Origin of the sequence: Paraburkholderia yinzeri (assembly GCF_046581065.1) — a bacterium.
GTDB lineage: Bacteria > Pseudomonadota > Gammaproteobacteria > Burkholderiales > Burkholderiaceae > Paraburkholderia.
In genome coordinates this window covers 241,526-257,708 of the sequence record NZ_JBFOCJ010000003.1, presented here as the reverse complement: position 1 = coordinate 257,708, position 16,183 = coordinate 241,526, and the positions used below count along the sequence as shown (strand labels likewise).

The window sequence follows — 16,183 nt, the reverse complement described above, 5'->3', positions numbered from 1 at the left end:
GTTTTGCGGTTGTGGTACTGCGCGGTTACGTGGGTTGTATAGGGCTGGGTGCGGCCGTATGAGCCGTCAGTGCCCGAACGCTTCGACCTCGACCTGACGGCCGAGCAGGAATGCGTCGGCGACGAGCTGCAGCGGGCGCACGTCCACGTCCTCGGCGCCGTGCGCGATCAGCCAGTGGAAGCGCTCGTAGAGCGCCGGATATTCGCGTTCGGGATCGAGCGCGACGGTCTCGCCCGCGATCGTCATGCGCTTGCCGCCCTCGCTGATCGCGAGGAGCCCGTCCGTCGTCTCCACGTCGATCTCCCATTGCTCGACGGGACCGTGGCGCCAGTCGAATTCGGCGCGCACGGGCACGCCGTCGGTGTCGAGGCAATCGAGTTCCGCGGCGATGGGAGTCGCGCAATCGGAGGGCACGTGCAGCGTCGCGGCGCGCAGCAGCAGGTCGCGCGGCAGCATGCGCGTGACGATGGAAAGCGCGTTGATGCCCGGATCGAACACACCGAGGCCGCCCGGTTCCCAGATCCATTCCTGACCCGGGTGCCAGCGGCGTACGTCCTCTTTCCAGCGCACGTGCACCGAGCGGATCGTGCGGTTGGCGAGCCACGCGCGCGCGGGCTCGACCGCGCTCGCATGGCGCGAATGCCAGGTCGCGAAGAGCGTGCGCCCGTGGGCGCGGGCGAGCGCGCGCAGCGCCTCCACTTCGCTCACGCTCGCGCCGGGCGGCTTTTCGAGCATCACGTGCTTGCCGGCCAGCAGCGCGGCGCGTGCCTGCTCGTACCGCACCTGCGGCGGCGCGCAGAGCGAAACGGCCACGAGATCGGATTCGGCGGCGAGCAGCGCGTCGATATCGGTGTAGTTGCGCACGCCGTCCACTTCGGCGTGACGGCTCGCGCAAGCGACGAGCGCAAAACCGGGATTCGCCGCGATAGCGGGCAAATGCTGGTCGCGTGCGATCTTGCCGACGCCGACCACGGCCAGCGTAAAGGGTGAGCTCATGGGGTTCTCCGCTTGCGAATCAGGGGATGCGTTTGCATGACAGGGTTGCCCGGTTCAATGCGCCGCCCAGCGCAGCACGAGCGGATCGAGGCGCCGTGCGATGGCGATCAGCTCCGCGCGCGTTTCGGGGTGCATCGGCGGCAACGGATGGCGCGGCGTCTCGCAGGCGATCACGCCGCCTTCCTTCATCAGCGCCTTGGCCGCCAGCAGGCCCGCCTGGCGGTTTTCGTGATTGATGAGCGGCAGCCAGCGCTGATAGAGCGCGAACGCCTCGTCGGTGCGGCCTTCGCGATGCGCGACGATGATCGGGCGAATGCCGTCGGGAAAGCCGCCGCCCGTCATCGAACCGGTCGCGCCCGCATTAAGGTCCGCCAGCAGCGTGATGGCCTCTTCGCCGTCCCACGGGCCGGCCACGGCGTCGCCGCCCAGGCGGATCAGCTCGCGCAGCTTGTTCGCCGCGCCCGGCGTTTCGATCTTGAAGTACGAAACGTGCTCGATTTCCTTCGCCATGCGCGCGAGGAACGGTGCGGAAAGTACCGTGCCGGCCGCGGGCGCGTCCTGGATCATGACCGGAATGTCGATGGCGTCGGAAACGCGCGCGTAGAACTCGTAGATGGCCGGCTCGGGCACGCGGAACGTCGCGCCATGGTACGGCGGCATCAGCATGACCATCGACGCGCCCAGTTCCTGCGCGCGCCGGCTGCGGGCCGCGCTGACCTGCGAGCCGTAGTGCGTGGTGGTCACGATCACCGGCACGCGGCCCGCCACGTGTTCGAGCACGGTGCGGGTGATGAGGTCGCGCTCGTCGTCGGTCAGCGAGAACTGCTCCGAGAAGTTCGCGAGAATGCACAGGCCGTCCGAGCCCGCGTCGATCATGAAATCGACCGCGCGCTTCTGGCTTTCGAGATCCAGCTCGCCGTTCTCGGCGAACGTGGTGGGCACCACCGGAAAGATGCCCTGGTAGCGGGACTGCGAGTTCGTCGTCGCACTCATGTGCGTGTCTCCTTCCGTTTCTGTTCGCTGCGCGCGTCCAGCGGGGCGAATGACGCCCCGCCTCGCGCGCAGTCCATCGACGTCCTCAATGCGAGTGACGCGGCACGGCAGCGCCGCGCTGACCCACGAGGAAGTCGAGGTCGCAGCCCTCGTCGGCCTGCAGCACGTGATCGACGTAGAGGCGCGCATAGCCGCCCTTGCCGAGCTGCTCCGCCACGCCCGGCGCCGCCGCCGGATCGACGTCGGCGAGGCGGCGCGCCAGCTCCTCGTCGCTGATGTCCAGATGCAGCTTGCCGGCCTCGCAGTCGAGTTCGATCCAGTCGCCGTTGCGCACCGCCGCCAGCGGGCCGCCCGCCGCCGCTTCGGGCGCGACGTGCAGCACCACCGTGCCGTAGGCCGTGCCGCTCATGCGCGCGTCCGAAATGCGCACCATGTCCTTCACGCCCTGGCGCAGCAGCTTGGGCGGCAAGCCCATGTTGCCCACCTCGGCCATGCCCGGATAACCGCGCGGCCCGCAGTTCTTCATGACGAGAATCGAGTCCTTGTCCACTTCGAGCGACTCGTCGCCGATCAGCGCCTTGTAGTGGTCGAAGTTTTCGAACACGACCGCGCGCCCGCGATGCTTGAGCAATTCGGGGCTCGCCGCCGAAGGCTTGAGCACGGCGCCGCGCGGCGCGAGATTGCCGCGCAGGATGCACATGCCGCCGTCTTCGATCAGCGGCTTGTCGAGCGGCCGGATCACCTCTTCGTTATAGTTCGGCGCGGTGCGCACGTTGTCCCAAAGCGACTTGCCGTTCGCCGTGAGCGCGTCCGGATGCGGAATCAGCCCGGCTTCGCCCAGCCGCCGCAGCACTGCGGGCAAGCCTCCCGCGTAATAGAACTCTTCCATCAGAAAGCGGCCCGAGGGCTGCAGATCGACGATCGTGGGCGTATTGCGCCCAATGCGCATCCAGTCCTCCAGTTCCAGCGGCACGCCAATGCGCCCCGCAATCGCTTTCAGGTGGATGACGGCGTTGGTCGAGCCGCCGATGGCCGCATTCGTGCGGATCGCGTTTTCGAAGGCCTCGCGCGTGAGCAGCTTCGAGAGCTTCAGGTCTTCCAGCGCCATCTCCACGATGCGCATGCCCGAGAGATGCGCCAGCACGTAGCGCCGCGCGTCCACGGCAGGAATCGCCGCGTTGTGCGGCAGCGTCACGCCCAGCGCCTCGGCCATGCACGCCATCGTCGAGGCCGTGCCCATCGTGTTGCAGGTGCCCGCCGAGCGCGACATGCCCGCCTCGGCGGAAAGAAAGTGATGCAGATCGATCTCGCCCGCCTTGAGCGACTCGTGCAGACGCCAGACCGCCGTACCCGAGCCAATGTCCTTGCCTTCGAGCTTGCCGTTGAGCATCGGCCCGCCGCTCACGACGATGGCCGGCACGTCGCAACTGGCTGCGCCCATCAGCAGCGCCGGCGTGGTCTTGTCGCAGCCGGCCAGCAGCACGACGGCGTCGATCGGATTACCGCGGATCGCTTCTTCGACGTCCATCGAGGCGAGATTGCGCGTGAGCATCGCCGAAGGCCGCAGGTTCGACTCGCCGTTCGAGAACACCGGGAACTCGACCGGAAAGCCGCCCGCCTCGGACACGCCGCGCTTCACGTGTTCGGCCAGCTTGCGGAAGTGCGCGTTGCAGGGCGTGAGTTCGGACCAGGTATTGCAGATGCCGATGATCGGCCTGCCGTCGAATTCGTGATCGGGAATGCCCTGGTTCTTCATCCAGCTTCGGTACATGAAGCCGTTCTTGTCCGTAGTGCCGAACCACTCTTGGGACCGCAGTTTGGGTTTCGTTGCCGACATCGTCTCTTGGGTGTAGAGCAAATATTTCGGCCTAGTCTAAGGACAACTCCGATAACCTTCTAATGAAAAATCGGATGCGTAGCATATCCATATAGACATTGGTATAAACACCTAAGATCATGCTGGAGACGAGTCCCAGGCGCGAGTCCCGCACCGGCCGTCACGCCGTGTTCACATGCAGCGCAGATGAAGACGCCGAAAGGCATTCGGCGTCATGCCCTTGTTGCGCTTGAAGATGCGCCGGAAATAGCCGCTGTCTTCGAATCCCGACTGCCGCGCCACCTGGTCGATGGTGAGGTGGCCGTCCGCAAGCAAGGTGGCGGCGTACAGAATCCGCCGTTCGTGGACCGCATCGGTCAGGGTTCGCCCATAGACCGACCTGAAAATCCGCCCCAGGTAGTCGGCATTGCAGCCCAGTTGATCGGCAATCGACGAAGCGCTAATGGCTTCGTGAAAGTGCGTGCGAATCAGGCGATCCGCACTGGCCGCCAGACGCTGCGGCGCCCCGCCCGCGCCGGCGTTGGCATCGTGAGAGCGCGTAATTTCCCACAGCATCAAAAGAATCGTGAGCCCGTCCGGAAAGGGCTGCACGCCATAGATCTCCTGATCGTTCAGCAGCCGCTGGAACAAGCCCGTGAGGTGGTCCGGCCGTTCGATCCGGGCGTGCTGGGGCACACGCAGCGCAGACTCCGGCGGCGCACCCTGCTCGCGTTGCACGCCGGAAGGGAAACGACGTTCGGCGTCGGCCGTCGTGAAATGCACCCAGTAGAACTGCAGGTCCGGGGCGAACGGCGCCGTGCCTCCATGCTGACGCCCGGGCCAGAGCAGCAGCGTTTCGCCAGCCGACACTTCGAAAGGAACGCCCAGCTCATGCAGGTGGAGCGTGCCGTGCTTCACGTAAATCAGCTCGTACGAGGGGAGGATCCGCGACGGATGCACGCCCTCGCCGCGCGAGACGAAGAGCCCCCCGTTACTGGCGTCGAGCCCGAGCCAGCTCGACCATTCAAATGTGGAGGGGTCCATGAAAAAGTCGGAATTAGCGCGTATTGATGGGGTTTCTTCATCTTGTGGCAGGCCCCGGCGCATGTCAATCTTTGGCTGCCGTGCATTGAGCGTGGTGGCCGGACACGGTTCGCGGACAAACAAAAGAAGCAATCGCGCTCACTGAACATCTGCGCGCGACACGGCGCCGAACCCGCGACACGAAGCGGTTCGGTGGCCTGCCGACAGGCTTTGGACAAGAGGAGACAACATGGTTCGATACAAGGGCTTGCTCGCTGCCCTGGGAAGCGTGGCCGCAATCGCGGCGGGTCAGGCACATGCGGACGACATCTCGTTCTGGGTACGCGCCCCCGACAGCGGATTTGTTACGCCCGTCGTCAAGGCCTGGAACGACAGCCATCCGACCAAGGTGAATCTGACGATCATCCCGACCAACGATTTCGTGACGAAGTTCGGCACGGCGTCGGCCGCGGGTGCCGCGCCGGACGTCGTCGCCATCGATCTCATCTACGTCCCGGCGTTTTCGCAGGCGGGCCAACTCACCGACATCACCGACGAAGCGAAGAAGCTTCCGTTTTACGCAAGCCTGAGCCCGTCGCACATGCGTCTCGCGACGTATCAGAACAAGATCTACGCGTTGCCCTTCAGCGCGGAAAGCTCCGTGCTGCTCTACAACAAGACGCTTTTCCGCAAAGCCGGCCTGAATCCCGATCAGCCGCCCAAGACCTGGGCCGAGCTTCAGGAGGACGCAAAGAAAATTACGGCGCTCGGCGGCGGCATAAAAGGCTTCTATTTTTCCGGCAGTTGCGCGAGTTGCAACATCTTTACGCTGACGCCTTTCGTCTGGGCTTCCGGAGGCGATGTCCTTTCCGAAGACGGCAAGCATGCGACGCTGGACAACCCCGCGCTCAAGGGGACGCTGGCGATGTACCGGCAAATGTGGCAGGCAAGCGAGATGCCGTCCGGTGCAAAAACCGACGGCGGCGAAAATTTCATCAGCGCCTTCATGGGGGGCAAGATCGGCATGGTCGGCTCCGGAGCGTTTTCGATCGGTCTCCTGAAGAAGCAGCGTCCGGATATCGACTTTGGTCTTGCCTACCTGCCCGGCAAGGATGGAAACTGGTCGAGCTTCGCGGGAGGCGACCTGATCGGCATTCCCGTCAGTTCGAAGCACAAGAAGGAGGCGATGGAATTCATCAAATGGTGCCTCAGCGAACAGGTCCAGATCGATCAGTTCGCCAAAAACGGCAGCATTCCCGTCCGCACCGATCTCGCCTCGAACGACTACAGCAAGCTCGACGCGCGCTACGCCATCGCTTCCACGGCCATGGCAAAAGGGCGCACGCCGTACAGCGCCAAATTCAATCAGTTGATCAACGATCCGAATGGCCCGTGGCTCCAGATGATTCAGGAGGCCGTGTTCGGCAAGGGAGTGGACGCAGCGGTAGCCGCAGCGCAACAACAGTTCACGCAGATTCTCTCGGGACAGTAACGGTATCGAGGAGCGACGCGCAATGGAGGTCCTGACTCAGTCACCTGCGCACGGCCAGCCGGACCGGCCGCCGCGCCGGGCACGCAGGCAACATGGCGGCGTCGGTCGCGAGTGGCAGGGCTATTGGTTCGTTCTGCCCTGCGTGATTTTCACCACCGTGTTCTTCATCGTCCCGCTGGCGATGACGCTGGGCATGTCGCTCTACCGGTGGCCGCTCATGGGCCACGCGACGTTCGCCGGGATCGCGAACTATCTCGAACTCCTGCGAGACCAGTCGTTCTGGAGCGCGTTGTGGTTCACCACCGAATACACGCTGATCGTCACACCGGCGATTTTTGCCGTCGCGTTCGTCCTCGCTCTGCTCGTGAACCGCGCGGGGCGGATGGTCGGCATTTTTCGCACTGCGTATTTCCTGCCGGTCGTGATCGGCATGACTTCGGCCAGCCTGCTATGGGTCTGGATGTTCAACGACCAGGTCGGCATCTTCAGTGCGCTGCTCATGCAGTTGGGGATCGTCGACCAGCCGGTTCAATGGCTGGGAGACGCGAACTCCGCCCTCGCGTCGATCACCGTCATGGTGCTCTGGAAAGCCTCGGGCTTCACGATGGTCATCCTGCTCGTGGGCATGCAGGCGATTCCCGAGGATCTGTACGACGCCGCCCGCATCGACGGCGCCGGATGGTTCGCCCAGCAGCGCTACATCACCGTGCCGCTGATGCGGCGCACGTTCGCCCTCGCCTTGATCATGTGCGTGATCGGCTCGTACCTTGCGTTCGAGCAGTTTTACGTGATGACGCACGGCGGCCCGATGAACAGCACGATCACGGTGGTTCACTGGATCTACCGCGCGTCGTTCACCTACTTCAAGCTGGGCTACGGGTCGGCCATGTCCGTCGTGCTGCTGGTCGTCCTGCTGGTTCTCAGCGTGGTCCAGATGCTCCTTCTGCGAGACGACGATGAATAACGTGCTGAACTCCGGCGGCACGGATCTGGGAGCGGGCGACCCGGCGGCCATGGAGACGGCGCAGCGGCACATGCACCGGCACGACGTCCATGTCGCCATCAGAAAGCGCGTGGCGACGTCGCTCTACTACGCGGCGTGCGGTGCATTGATGCTGGTGTTTCTGTTTCCTGTCGTATGGGCCGCTTTCACTTCCCTTTACCCGTCGGTGGACGCCAATGCCTCGCCGCCGAAGTACCTGCCCTCGCACCTGTCGCTCGAAAATTACCTCAATCTCGCCGCTTATGGCGCCGGGATCTGGCGATACCTCGGCAACAGCGCGTCGGTCAGCGGCATGACGGTCGCCATGACGCTGTTGCTCTCGACGCTCGGCGGCTATGGCTTCTCCCGTTTCCGGTTTCGAGGGCGCAACCTGATCTTCGTCGTCATCCTCGCGACGCTGATGATCCCGTTCCAGTCGATCCTGAATCCGCTATTTGTGTTACTGCGCTGGATGCATATACAGGGAACGCTCTTCGGCCTCGCGCTGGTGTATACGACATTCCAGTTGCCGTTTGCCGTCTTTATGATGCGAAATTCGTTCGATGCCGTTCCGCGCGAAATCGAAGAGGCAGCACGGATAGACGGATGCAGCTCGCTCCAGTCGCTGCGGATGGTCATGCTGCCGCTCGTCATGCCGGGGCTCGTGACGGCCGGATTGTTCGCGTTCTTCGGATCGTGGAACGAGTTGCTCGCCGCGCTCATCCTGATCAACGATTCCTCGAACTATACGTTGCCGGTCATGCTGCTCAACGCGCAAAGCGGACAGTTGGGCGCCGTCGATTGGGGCCTCATGCAGGCCGGCATAACGATCTCGATTCTTCCCTGCGCGGTGCTGTTCCTGCTGCTTCAGCGCTTCTATATCCATGGCCTGATCGCCGGCGCGGTCAAGGCGTAAATCATCCGATAACCATGAACGAATCTCTTGTCCATCGTCCGGTAGTCGTCGATCTTTCCGCGTCTCCTTACGCCAGAGTCAAACCGGTCTCCATTAGCGCCGTCAATCTGCGCGGACCGTTCTGGGGGCATCGCCATGACCTCAATAGTAAGCATACCTTGATAAGTCAGTGGGATCTGCTGGAGTCCACCGGAAGATTGAATAATTTTCGGCGAGTTTCCGGCGAGTTCCAGGGGGCGTATTCGGGCCTCTTCTTTAACGACTCCGATCTGTACAAGTGGCTGGAGGCCGCATCGTGGTCCCTTGCCAAGGGACCCGACGCCGAGATTGAAAGGCGTATCGACGAAGGCATCGGCCTGATCGAGCGCGCCCAGGAAGCCGACGGCTATATCGATACGTACTTCACGGTGGATCGGCCCACGGAGAAGTGGACCAACCTGCGCGATCTGCATGAAATGTATGTGGGCGGGCACCTGATTCAGGCCGCAGTGGCTCACCATCGCGCCACGGGCAGCCCCCGCCTGCTGAACGTCGCCCTGCGATTCGCGGACATGCTTCGCGAGCGCTTCGGCCCGGCGTCCGCTGGCAAGGTGGAAGGCATCGACGGCCATGAGGAAATCGAAATGGCGCTGATAGAGCTTGCGCGCGAAACCGGCCAGCCGTGCTACCTCGAACTCGCGCGGTACTTCATCGAAGCTCGCGGCCACGGCCTGCTGAAAGGCGGGCGTTTCGGCGACGCGTACTTCCAGGACGATGTGCCATTCGAACGCATGGAATCGCTTGCGGGCCATGCGGTGCGGGCGCTGTACATGGTCTGCGGCATTACCGACCTGTACCTCGAAACGGGAGACGCGAGCCTGCTGCCGCGCCTCGAAACACTCTGGGACCGACTCACCGCGCACCGCATGTACATCACCGGCGGGGTGGGCTCGCGTCATGACGGCGAATCCATCGGCAACGATTACGAGTTGCCCAACAGTCAGGCGTACACGGAAACGTGCGCGGCGATCGGCAACATGATGTGGTGCCACCGCATGTTCGCCGCAACCGGCAACGCACGCTATGTCGACCTGTTCGAGTGGACGCTTTACAACGGGATGCTGCCCGGCTGGTCGCTGGACGGGCAGTCCTACTATTACGTCAATCCGCTCGAAAACGACGGCGCGCACCGGCGCAAGACATGGTACGAATGCGCGTGCTGTCCGCCCAACGTCGCGCGCACGATTGCCTCATTGCCTGGCTACGTCTATGGAACGGATGCACAGTCGCTCTACGTCAATCTTTACGTCGATAGCGACGCGACCATCGACGTGGCCGGAAGCACGGTCCGGATTAGCCAACGCACTCGGTATCCCTGGGAAGGGAGCGTCGACATTGATCTGGATGCCGAATCGACCTTTACGTTGAAGTTGCGAATTCCCGGGTGGATCGGTGCGGACGCGGATCCTTCCTCCACGAAGTCCAACGACGCATCGTTCGATATTGCCATTAACGGAGCGCGAATCGAAGCGGCGACCACCCCCGACGGGTATGTCGAAATACACCGGGCCTGGCATCGCGGCGACACCGTGCGCCTCGACCTCTCCATGTCTGTTCGCGTGTGGCAAAGCCACCCGAAAGTACCGGACAATCGCGGTCGCGTGGCATTGAGCCGAGGTCCGGTGCTTTACTGTGCGGAGCAGGCGGATATGCCAGGCGTCGACCTCGACGAGATTTTTATCGACCCTTCGAACCTGGAGGCCTCGTGGGATCCGGGCGTACTCAATGGCATCGTGGTCCTGAAAGGCTCTGCTCAACATCGTGTAATCGATTCATCGTGGTCCGGCCAGTTATATCGGCCGTTCTCAGCGCTATCGGATGACGCGCGTACCGCGCAGTCGCAGCCTGTCGCCCTCACGGCCATTCCCTATTTCGCGTGGCACAACCGCGAGAGCGGTCCCATGAAGGTCTGGCTCAACTACCGCGATGCTTGACAGAGGCCCGACGCGAGACGGCAAAACGCTACCCCGCCAGGCCTCGACCTGGATCTTCGCGCTGGCGTCCACCCTCTTCATCGAGAATTCGAGGGTTGCAGCGTCCTCGAAGTGACTGACTTCCACGAAGACGCTAATCAACGAGCCGCCGCACGTACCCGCTCACCGCACCGATTGCGAAAGTTTTTCTAACGCGAATTGTCAATTTATCTGGTTTGCCCAGCCGCTACAAGATAGATATCGTTCTTGTTGTGCCGCTGACGATATCTCCCTCTCCTCTTCCCTCCTGAAACCCATATGCTCGGTAATACCGGCGGCATCGCACTCCTTTTTTTCACACATCATATTCATCAATTTATTCAATAATCCTGAATTATTCTCTCACTATCGCATGAGTGTTCGTTAAATGGATACTGTTCCGCAGGCACCACTAATACTGATAACGGGCGGAAGTCGTGGCGTAGGCGCAGCGACCGCGCGTCTTGCCGCCGCGCAAGGCTACAATGTCGCGCTGAGTTTCATCTCCGACGAATCGGCCGCCCTCGCAGTGGCGGCCGATGTGGAAGCCGTTGGACGCAAGGCTTTGCCCATGCGCGCAGACAGCGCGGATCCAGAACAGGTCGCTCAGCTATTTTCCGCGATCGACCGGAAGTTCGGCCGGATCGATGTGCTGGTGAATAACGCTGCAATAATTGCACAGCAGTCCCGGCTGGAGGATCTAGGATTCGAGCGCATGCAGCGTATCTTTGCAGTCAACTCGATCGGCCCTATTCTCTGCGCACAACAGGCGGTGAAGCGGATGTCGCGTCGCTACAATGGCCAAGGGGGCGTCGTGATCAACATCTCGTCGGCATCGGCCAGGCTCGGCAGTCCAAACGAATATATCGACTATGCTGCTTCGAAGGGGGCGCTCGAAACGTTCACGACCGGCTTCGCCAAGGAAGTCGCGCGGGACGGAATCCGCGTCAATTGCATTCGCCCTGGACATATCTACACGGAGATGCATGCTAGCGGTGGGGAACCGGGACGGGTGGATCGCGTCAAGGACTCGATCCCCATGGGAAGAGGCGGTCAGCCTGAAGAGGTTGCGCGGGCTATCCTGTGGCTGGCAAGCGCCGAGGCCTCCTTCATCACCGGCACTTTCCTCGATGTCACCGGCGGCAAGTGAGCAACAAAGTGCGGCGACGGAGACGGTGCCCGGCAAGGACTTGCCGTAACCGGCCGGACGATCTCATGCGAAGGAGGGCTTTATGCTTAAACGTACGACAACCCGACTGCTTGATATTGCCTATGACGAGCAGGGCGATGCTAACGGATGGCCAGTCATTCTACTGCACGGCTTCCCCTATGACATCCACGCATACGAGAAAGTGGCGCCACGCCTGGCATCGCAAGGCGCCCGTGTCATTACCCCCTACCTTCGGGGTTATGGGCCAACGCGCTTTCTTGCGTCCACGACACTTCGCTCGGGCCAGCAGGCCGCACTCGGAGCGGACCTGTTAGCGCTGCTCGACGCGCTTCGGATCGACCAGGCCGTGCTCGGCGGATACGATTGGGGCGGCCGCGCGGCATGCATCGTGGCGGCGCTCTACCCGTCCAGAGCGCGCGGGCTGGTTTCGGTCAACGGCTACAACATCCAGAATATCGCCGCCGCCTCCCTGCCAGCCGACCCCGAAAACGAATACCGCTTGTGGTATCAGTACTACTTCCACGGCGAGCGCGGCCGGGCTGGGCTGACTGAAAACCGGCGCAAGTTCTGTCGTCTCTTATGGTCGCTATGGTCGCCGACCTGGCGTTTCGACGACGACATCTACGCCCGCTCGGCGGTAGCGTTCGACAATCCCGATTTCGTCGACGTGGTCGTCCATTCTTATCGACATCGCTTTGGACTGGTCGACGGCGATCCCCAGTTCGACGATATCGAGCGCCGCCTGTCTGCCATGCCGTCCATCACCGTGCCCGCGATCACGCTCGAAGGGGACGCCGATGGCGTCACGCCATTGGGGGGAAGACAGGTTGATTCAAAGCGCTTCACCGGACGCCATCAGAACCGCGTCGTGGCGAATGTGGGTCACAACCTTCCGCAGGAGGCGCCAGAGGCGTTCGCCGATGCGGTTCTCGACATCAACGCATGGGCCGATTGACGCTTTGCGCATGGGATTAGCGGACACCTACCCGTTACGACGTTGGGGCGGTCCGCTTGCGGCAAAGCGCCTGCTCGACCGGATACAATAGGTCGAGACGTATCGCCGGTCATTGAGAAACTGGGCAGTTCAACATCCATTGAACGCCAAAGCGATCGGTCAACTTACCGAAGAAATCACCCCAAGGTTGAATAGCGAGCGAAGTCGTCACACGTCCACCTTCACTTAGTTCTCCGAAAAGATTGATGGTCTTCTCCACGTCGTCCATCATCAAGATATGGGCTGAGCCGCGCATCGGTTCAGCGTCGTGATTGTCCGAAGCATAGAAGAATACCCCTGGCCCCGCAAAAGCGGCGTGCATCACAAGTCCCCGCATCTCCGGCACCGGCACCGGCATGCCGTTCTCGCCGTACCGCTTTAGCTCGACGACAGCACCCAGTCCGCACGCGGTGTAGAAGGCTAACGCGGCTTCGCAGTCGTTCGTAAAAAACAGATAATTCGACAATCGCATGAGACGGATCTCCCCTACCGATAGACTTCAGCGAACCAGCGGGACATTCTGAACGGATTGCACCTTCAAGGCACGATCAAATAGGGCTGGTCCGGCCGAAGATTCGTGAAGATGAGAAAGCGTAATATTTCCGACTTGCTGGGGTTTCGGAACAGCGTATGAGGAATGTTCGGAAAGTCCTGGAGCGTCTCTCCTGCATGATAGATCCTGGGAGTATCGTCACCGTAAGCGGACTCTGCCGTCCCCTCGACGATATAGTTCAAACCGGCGACGGGATGATGATGCAGTGGCGATGCGACGCCCGGCTGGAAGGTGACGAGCATCATCTGCATTTCCTGGTCCGAGCCGGGAATCGCCCGCTTTTCAAGGAGGGTTCGCACGACAGGTTGGATGGATTGCGCCTCGGCTCGCGCCGGACGACTCCAACCGATCACGCCTGTCGTCGTCGCTGCGACAGCGAGCGCCGACCATGCAAATTGACGTCGCGACTGGGAGATCGGTTGGCTTTGGGAGGTAGGGCAGCACCAGCACATCTGTTCGGCCTCGATAAAATTGGGAGGAAAAGCCTGACGCATTGTGCGCGACAAGCCAGTTACCGAATCGACCCGCAAGGTCGACATCGACACCCGACGCTTCGGCAGCGGCGCGCCAATCGCAGTGAACCGTGCCGAAGAAAAGATGGCGCTACTATCGCAGACGTCTCATCGCGCTGAAAGCGGACACTGCGCAATTTGGTATTGCAGAACGAGCACGACCCGAACAGGCAATACGCTATGCACCGTGCCTCGGTTTCCAGGCGGCGTGCTTACCGCATCGAGTCGGAAGCAAAGCGGATTGGTTTCAAGTCCTGAATTTCTTGAAGCAATCAAACAGAAAGTCCAGACAAACACGAATTTTGGGAACGCGATTCCGTGGTGCCAGCGTTACCGCCGAGATATCGAACTCGGTCGGGTCTTCGTAGTTTTCCAGAACCTGGGTGAGCACCCCGCGTGCCGCGAGTTCGCCGCCTATCACCTTGTTGATGCGCCCAATTCCCATGTTTGCTCGCACGAGCGACACAATCGCGGACGTATTGTCAGCGCGAATCCTTCCTGCTACGGGCAAAGTGGACAACTCCCCATCGCCGTCGAACGGCCATTGATTGTGGGAGCCCACCGCCGCATTGGCGATCAGATCATGATGCTTCAAGTCGCGCGGAAATCGGGGCATTCCGCGAGCGGCCAGGTACGCGGGCGACCCATACAACGCCCTTCTATGCGATCCAAGCTTGAGTGCCACGTGCGTGTCCCGCGGAGCGATGCCCGCCCTGACAGCAATATCGATGCCTTCTGTCGACATATCAACCGCTCGATCGGAGATATGCAAGCTCACGTTGAGATCGGTCAACTGATGCAAATCCGGAATCACGACGTATTCGGCAAGAATGCATGCAACGCTAATTCTGACCAGTCCCGATACCCGATTGCTGCGCGACGCCAGATCGTCAGCCAGGAACGTCGCATTTTGCGAAATCGTTTTGGCATGCTCAAGAAAAATGCGGCCATCGTCGGTGAGGGACAGCCCGTGGGTGCTCCGGTGAAACAGGCGCAGGCCGCATTCCGCTTCCATTTTCGACAACGTGCGCGATACCTGACTAGGATGTTCGTTGCGCTCCCGCGCGACTGCTGCTACGGACAAGGATTCGGCGAGTCTGACGAAAAGATAACAATCCTGGAGAGAGAGGTCCATCATGGAATCACGCCTTCAGAGCACTTATGGAGCCGATTGTCGTCGATTTTGCCAGGCTGGCGCGACGCCTCCCCGCAGATCAGGGCTGGCGTTTGCCGCGGCCACCAGCGGGTTTGCCAGCCGGCTTGCGCGAACCCGCCGCCGACTTGCCGGCCGGTTTGCTGCGTGGCTTTTGCACGCTGAATGGGCTACCGCTGGACAAGCTTGTGCCTTTACCCACGGCCACAGCCCGCTGCGCCGCAGGCTTGCGCTTGTTTTCGCCACTTTGCGGGCGCGGCTTTTTGCCGAGCACCTGCGCGACGCTCGGCGCTGCTTGCGACACTTTGGACTTCTTGGGCTTCTTGGGTTTCCTGATGATCTCGCCCGTCGCGCTGGTCTGCGGCACGCGGTGTTCGGCTTCAAAACCCGGCTCTTCTTCACGCGGCAGCGTTTGCCGGATCAGCGCTTCAATCGCGGCCAGTTGCGGCGCTTCGTCGGCACACACCAGGGACACCGCCACACCGCTGGCGCCCGCGCGGCCGGTACGGCCAATACGGTGCACATAGTCTTGCGCCACGATCGGCAGATCGACGTTGATCACCAGCGGTAGATCGTCGATATCCAGCCCGCGCGCAGCCACGTCGGTGGCGACAAGCATATTGACTTCACCCGTCTTGAAGCGCTCCAGCGCACGCAGGCGCGCGGGTTGCGGTTTGTCGCCGTGGATCGTGTCGACCGCATAGCCCGCTTCGTCCAGCACGGCTGCGAGGTAATCCACGCCCTTGCGGGTCTTGACGAACACCAGCGCGTGCTCCCAGTTGTTCTCGGCCACAAGGTGCATGAAGAGGTCAGGCTTGTTCTTTTTATCCACCGGCACCACCCACTGCTTGATCTTGCTGGCCGTGGCATTGGGCGGGCTGACGCTGATATTGACCGGGCTGCGCAGAATCCCCGCCGCCATGGCGCGGATATCGTCGGTAAACGTGGCGGAGAACAGCAAGGTCTGGCGCTGAGCGGGCAAGGCCGCAAAGACGGCGTTGAGTTCGCGCGCAAAGCCCAGATCGAGCATGCGGTCGGCTTCATCCAGCACCAGCGTTTGCACTTGATCGAACTGCACCGCATTCTGGCGATTGAGGTCTAGCAGACGTCCCGGCGTGGCGACGAGCACATCCACGCCTTTGCGCAACTTCATCATCTGCGGATTGATACTCACGCCGCCGTAAGCAGCCAGAAATCGTAGGTCGAGGCCTTTACCGTAATCGATAAAGCTTTGCAGCACCTGTTCAGCCAGTTCACGCGTGGGCACCAGCACCAGAACGCGCGCGCGGTTGCTGGACACCGCCGGGCCGTGTTGCACCAGCCGTTGCAGCAACGGCAGCGCAAACCCCGCCGTTTTGCCGGTGCCGGTTTGTGCCGCAGCCATGACGTCCTTGCCGCTGAGCACGGCAGGAATCGCCTTGGCCTGCACCGGCGTAGGTGTCTGGTAATCGAGGTCCTGCACATTACGCAGCAAGGGATCGATCAGGCCAAGCGAGGCAAAGGACATTGGCGTATTCCAGGCTAAAACCGCAATTCTAGCGGTTGCCGCCCGATTGCGCCGCGCAGATCAAGAGTCGAAAAGATCGACGTT

Annotated in this window: 14 protein-coding genes; 6 read left to right on the top strand and 8 right to left on the bottom strand. The window is 61.8% G+C overall.

What is annotated here, in order from left to right; genetic code table 11:
- Positions 1–66 precede the first annotated feature (66 nt).
- The 4 genes from WJ542_RS27955 to WJ542_RS27940 all read right to left on the bottom strand — a co-directional run bounded on the left by WJ542_RS27955 (position 67) and on the right by WJ542_RS27940 (position 4,981).
- Positions 67–996 carry a Gfo/Idh/MocA family protein gene (locus WJ542_RS27955; RefSeq protein WP_411192808.1) on the bottom strand — a complete coding sequence of 310 codons (930 nt, stop codon included), beginning with the start codon at positions 994–996 and terminating at the stop codon, positions 67–69.
- Positions 997–1,050: 54 nt separating this feature from the next.
- Positions 1,051–1,989, bottom strand: coding sequence for a dihydrodipicolinate synthase family protein (locus WJ542_RS27950; RefSeq protein ID WP_411192807.1), 939 nt, complete (start codon positions 1,987–1,989; stop codon positions 1,051–1,053).
- 85 nt (positions 1,990–2,074) lie between these two features.
- Positions 2,075–3,826 carry an IlvD/Edd family dehydratase gene (locus WJ542_RS27945; RefSeq protein WP_411192806.1) on the bottom strand — a complete coding sequence of 584 codons (1,752 nt, stop codon included), beginning with the start codon at positions 3,824–3,826 and terminating at the stop codon, positions 2,075–2,077.
- Positions 3,827–3,997: 171 nt separating this feature from the next.
- Positions 3,998–4,981 (bottom strand): AraC family transcriptional regulator, encoded by a 984-nt coding sequence (locus WJ542_RS27940; protein ID WP_411192805.1) that lies wholly within the window; start codon positions 4,979–4,981, stop codon positions 3,998–4,000.
- 97 nt (positions 4,982–5,078) lie between these two features.
- On the opposite strand from WJ542_RS27940, the gene WJ542_RS27935 reads away from it, so the two are divergent.
- From WJ542_RS27935 to WJ542_RS27910, 6 genes are all read left to right on the top strand, one after another.
- Positions 5,079–6,320 carry an ABC transporter substrate-binding protein gene (locus tag WJ542_RS27935; RefSeq protein WP_411192804.1) on the top strand — a complete coding sequence of 414 codons (1,242 nt, stop codon included), beginning with the start codon at positions 5,079–5,081 and terminating at the stop codon, positions 6,318–6,320.
- 22 nt (positions 6,321–6,342) lie between these two features.
- Entirely contained in the window at positions 6,343–7,284 is a 942-nt protein-coding gene (locus WJ542_RS27930; protein WP_411192803.1) for a carbohydrate ABC transporter permease, read from the top strand.
- Positions 7,277–8,218, top strand: a complete 942-nt coding sequence (locus tag WJ542_RS27925; RefSeq protein WP_411192802.1) for a carbohydrate ABC transporter permease — start codon at positions 7,277–7,279, stop codon at positions 8,216–8,218. Before WJ542_RS27930 ends, WJ542_RS27925 begins: the two co-directional genes overlap by 8 nt.
- Before the next feature lie 14 nt (positions 8,219–8,232).
- Complete coding sequence (locus WJ542_RS27920; protein WP_411192801.1) at positions 8,233–10,191, top strand: glycoside hydrolase family 127 protein; 1,959 nt, start codon at positions 8,233–8,235, stop codon at positions 10,189–10,191.
- 406 nt (positions 10,192–10,597) lie between these two features.
- Positions 10,598–11,359: an SDR family oxidoreductase gene (locus tag WJ542_RS27915; protein ID WP_411192800.1), complete on the top strand. Its 762-nt coding sequence runs from the start codon at positions 10,598–10,600 to the stop codon at positions 11,357–11,359.
- An 82-nt stretch (positions 11,360–11,441) separates the two neighbouring features.
- Complete coding sequence (locus WJ542_RS27910) at positions 11,442–12,335, top strand: alpha/beta fold hydrolase (protein WP_411192799.1); 894 nt, start codon at positions 11,442–11,444, stop codon at positions 12,333–12,335.
- Between the two features lie 109 nt (positions 12,336–12,444).
- Here the strand turns inward: WJ542_RS27910 and WJ542_RS27905 are convergent, their stop codons facing one another.
- The 4 genes from WJ542_RS27905 to WJ542_RS27890 all read right to left on the bottom strand — a co-directional run bounded on the left by WJ542_RS27905 (position 12,445) and on the right by WJ542_RS27890 (position 16,099).
- Positions 12,445–12,846 (bottom strand): VOC family protein, encoded by a 402-nt coding sequence (locus tag WJ542_RS27905; protein WP_411192798.1) that lies wholly within the window; start codon positions 12,844–12,846, stop codon positions 12,445–12,447.
- Between the two features lie 65 nt (positions 12,847–12,911).
- Complete coding sequence (locus WJ542_RS27900) at positions 12,912–13,466, bottom strand: cupin domain-containing protein (RefSeq protein WP_411193517.1); 555 nt, start codon at positions 13,464–13,466, stop codon at positions 12,912–12,914.
- Between the two features lie 220 nt (positions 13,467–13,686).
- Positions 13,687–14,577 carry a LysR family transcriptional regulator gene (locus tag WJ542_RS27895; RefSeq protein WP_411192797.1) on the bottom strand — a complete coding sequence of 297 codons (891 nt, stop codon included), beginning with the start codon at positions 14,575–14,577 and terminating at the stop codon, positions 13,687–13,689.
- Positions 14,578–14,653: 76 nt separating this feature from the next.
- A complete protein-coding gene (locus tag WJ542_RS27890) occupies positions 14,654–16,099 on the bottom strand; it encodes a DEAD/DEAH box helicase (RefSeq protein WP_411192796.1) in 1,446 nt (481 codons plus the stop codon).
- Between the last annotated feature and the right edge of the window lie 84 nt (positions 16,100–16,183).

Bases quoted from the DNA above. Each gene is read 5' to 3' on its own strand.
- WJ542_RS27955 (WP_411192808.1), bottom strand. From the start codon at position 996: ATGAGCTCACCCTTTACGCTGGCCGTGGTCGGCGTCGGCAAGATCGCA.
- WJ542_RS27950 (WP_411192807.1), bottom strand. From the start codon at position 1,989: ATGAGTGCGACGACGAACTCGCAGTCCCGCTACCAGGGCATCTTTCCG.
- WJ542_RS27945 (WP_411192806.1), bottom strand. From the start codon at position 3,826: ATGTCGGCAACGAAACCCAAACTGCGGTCCCAAGAGTGGTTCGGCACT.
- WJ542_RS27935 (WP_411192804.1), top strand. From the start codon at position 5,079: ATGGTTCGATACAAGGGCTTGCTCGCTGCCCTGGGAAGCGTGGCCGCA.
- WJ542_RS27930 (WP_411192803.1), top strand. From the start codon at position 6,343: ATGGAGGTCCTGACTCAGTCACCTGCGCACGGCCAGCCGGACCGGCCG.
- WJ542_RS27925 (WP_411192802.1), top strand. From the start codon at position 7,277: ATGAATAACGTGCTGAACTCCGGCGGCACGGATCTGGGAGCGGGCGAC.
- WJ542_RS27920 (WP_411192801.1), top strand. From the start codon at position 8,233: ATGAACGAATCTCTTGTCCATCGTCCGGTAGTCGTCGATCTTTCCGCG.
- WJ542_RS27915 (WP_411192800.1), top strand. From the start codon at position 10,598: ATGGATACTGTTCCGCAGGCACCACTAATACTGATAACGGGCGGAAGT.
- WJ542_RS27910 (WP_411192799.1), top strand. From the start codon at position 11,442: ATGCTTAAACGTACGACAACCCGACTGCTTGATATTGCCTATGACGAG.
- WJ542_RS27905 (WP_411192798.1), bottom strand. From the start codon at position 12,846: ATGCGATTGTCGAATTATCTGTTTTTTACGAACGACTGCGAAGCCGCG.
- WJ542_RS27900 (WP_411193517.1), bottom strand. From the start codon at position 13,466: ATGTCGACCTTGCGGGTCGATTCGGTAACTGGCTTGTCGCGCACAATG.
- WJ542_RS27895 (WP_411192797.1), bottom strand. From the start codon at position 14,577: ATGATGGACCTCTCTCTCCAGGATTGTTATCTTTTCGTCAGACTCGCC.
- WJ542_RS27890 (WP_411192796.1), bottom strand. From the start codon at position 16,099: ATGTCCTTTGCCTCGCTTGGCCTGATCGATCCCTTGCTGCGTAATGTG.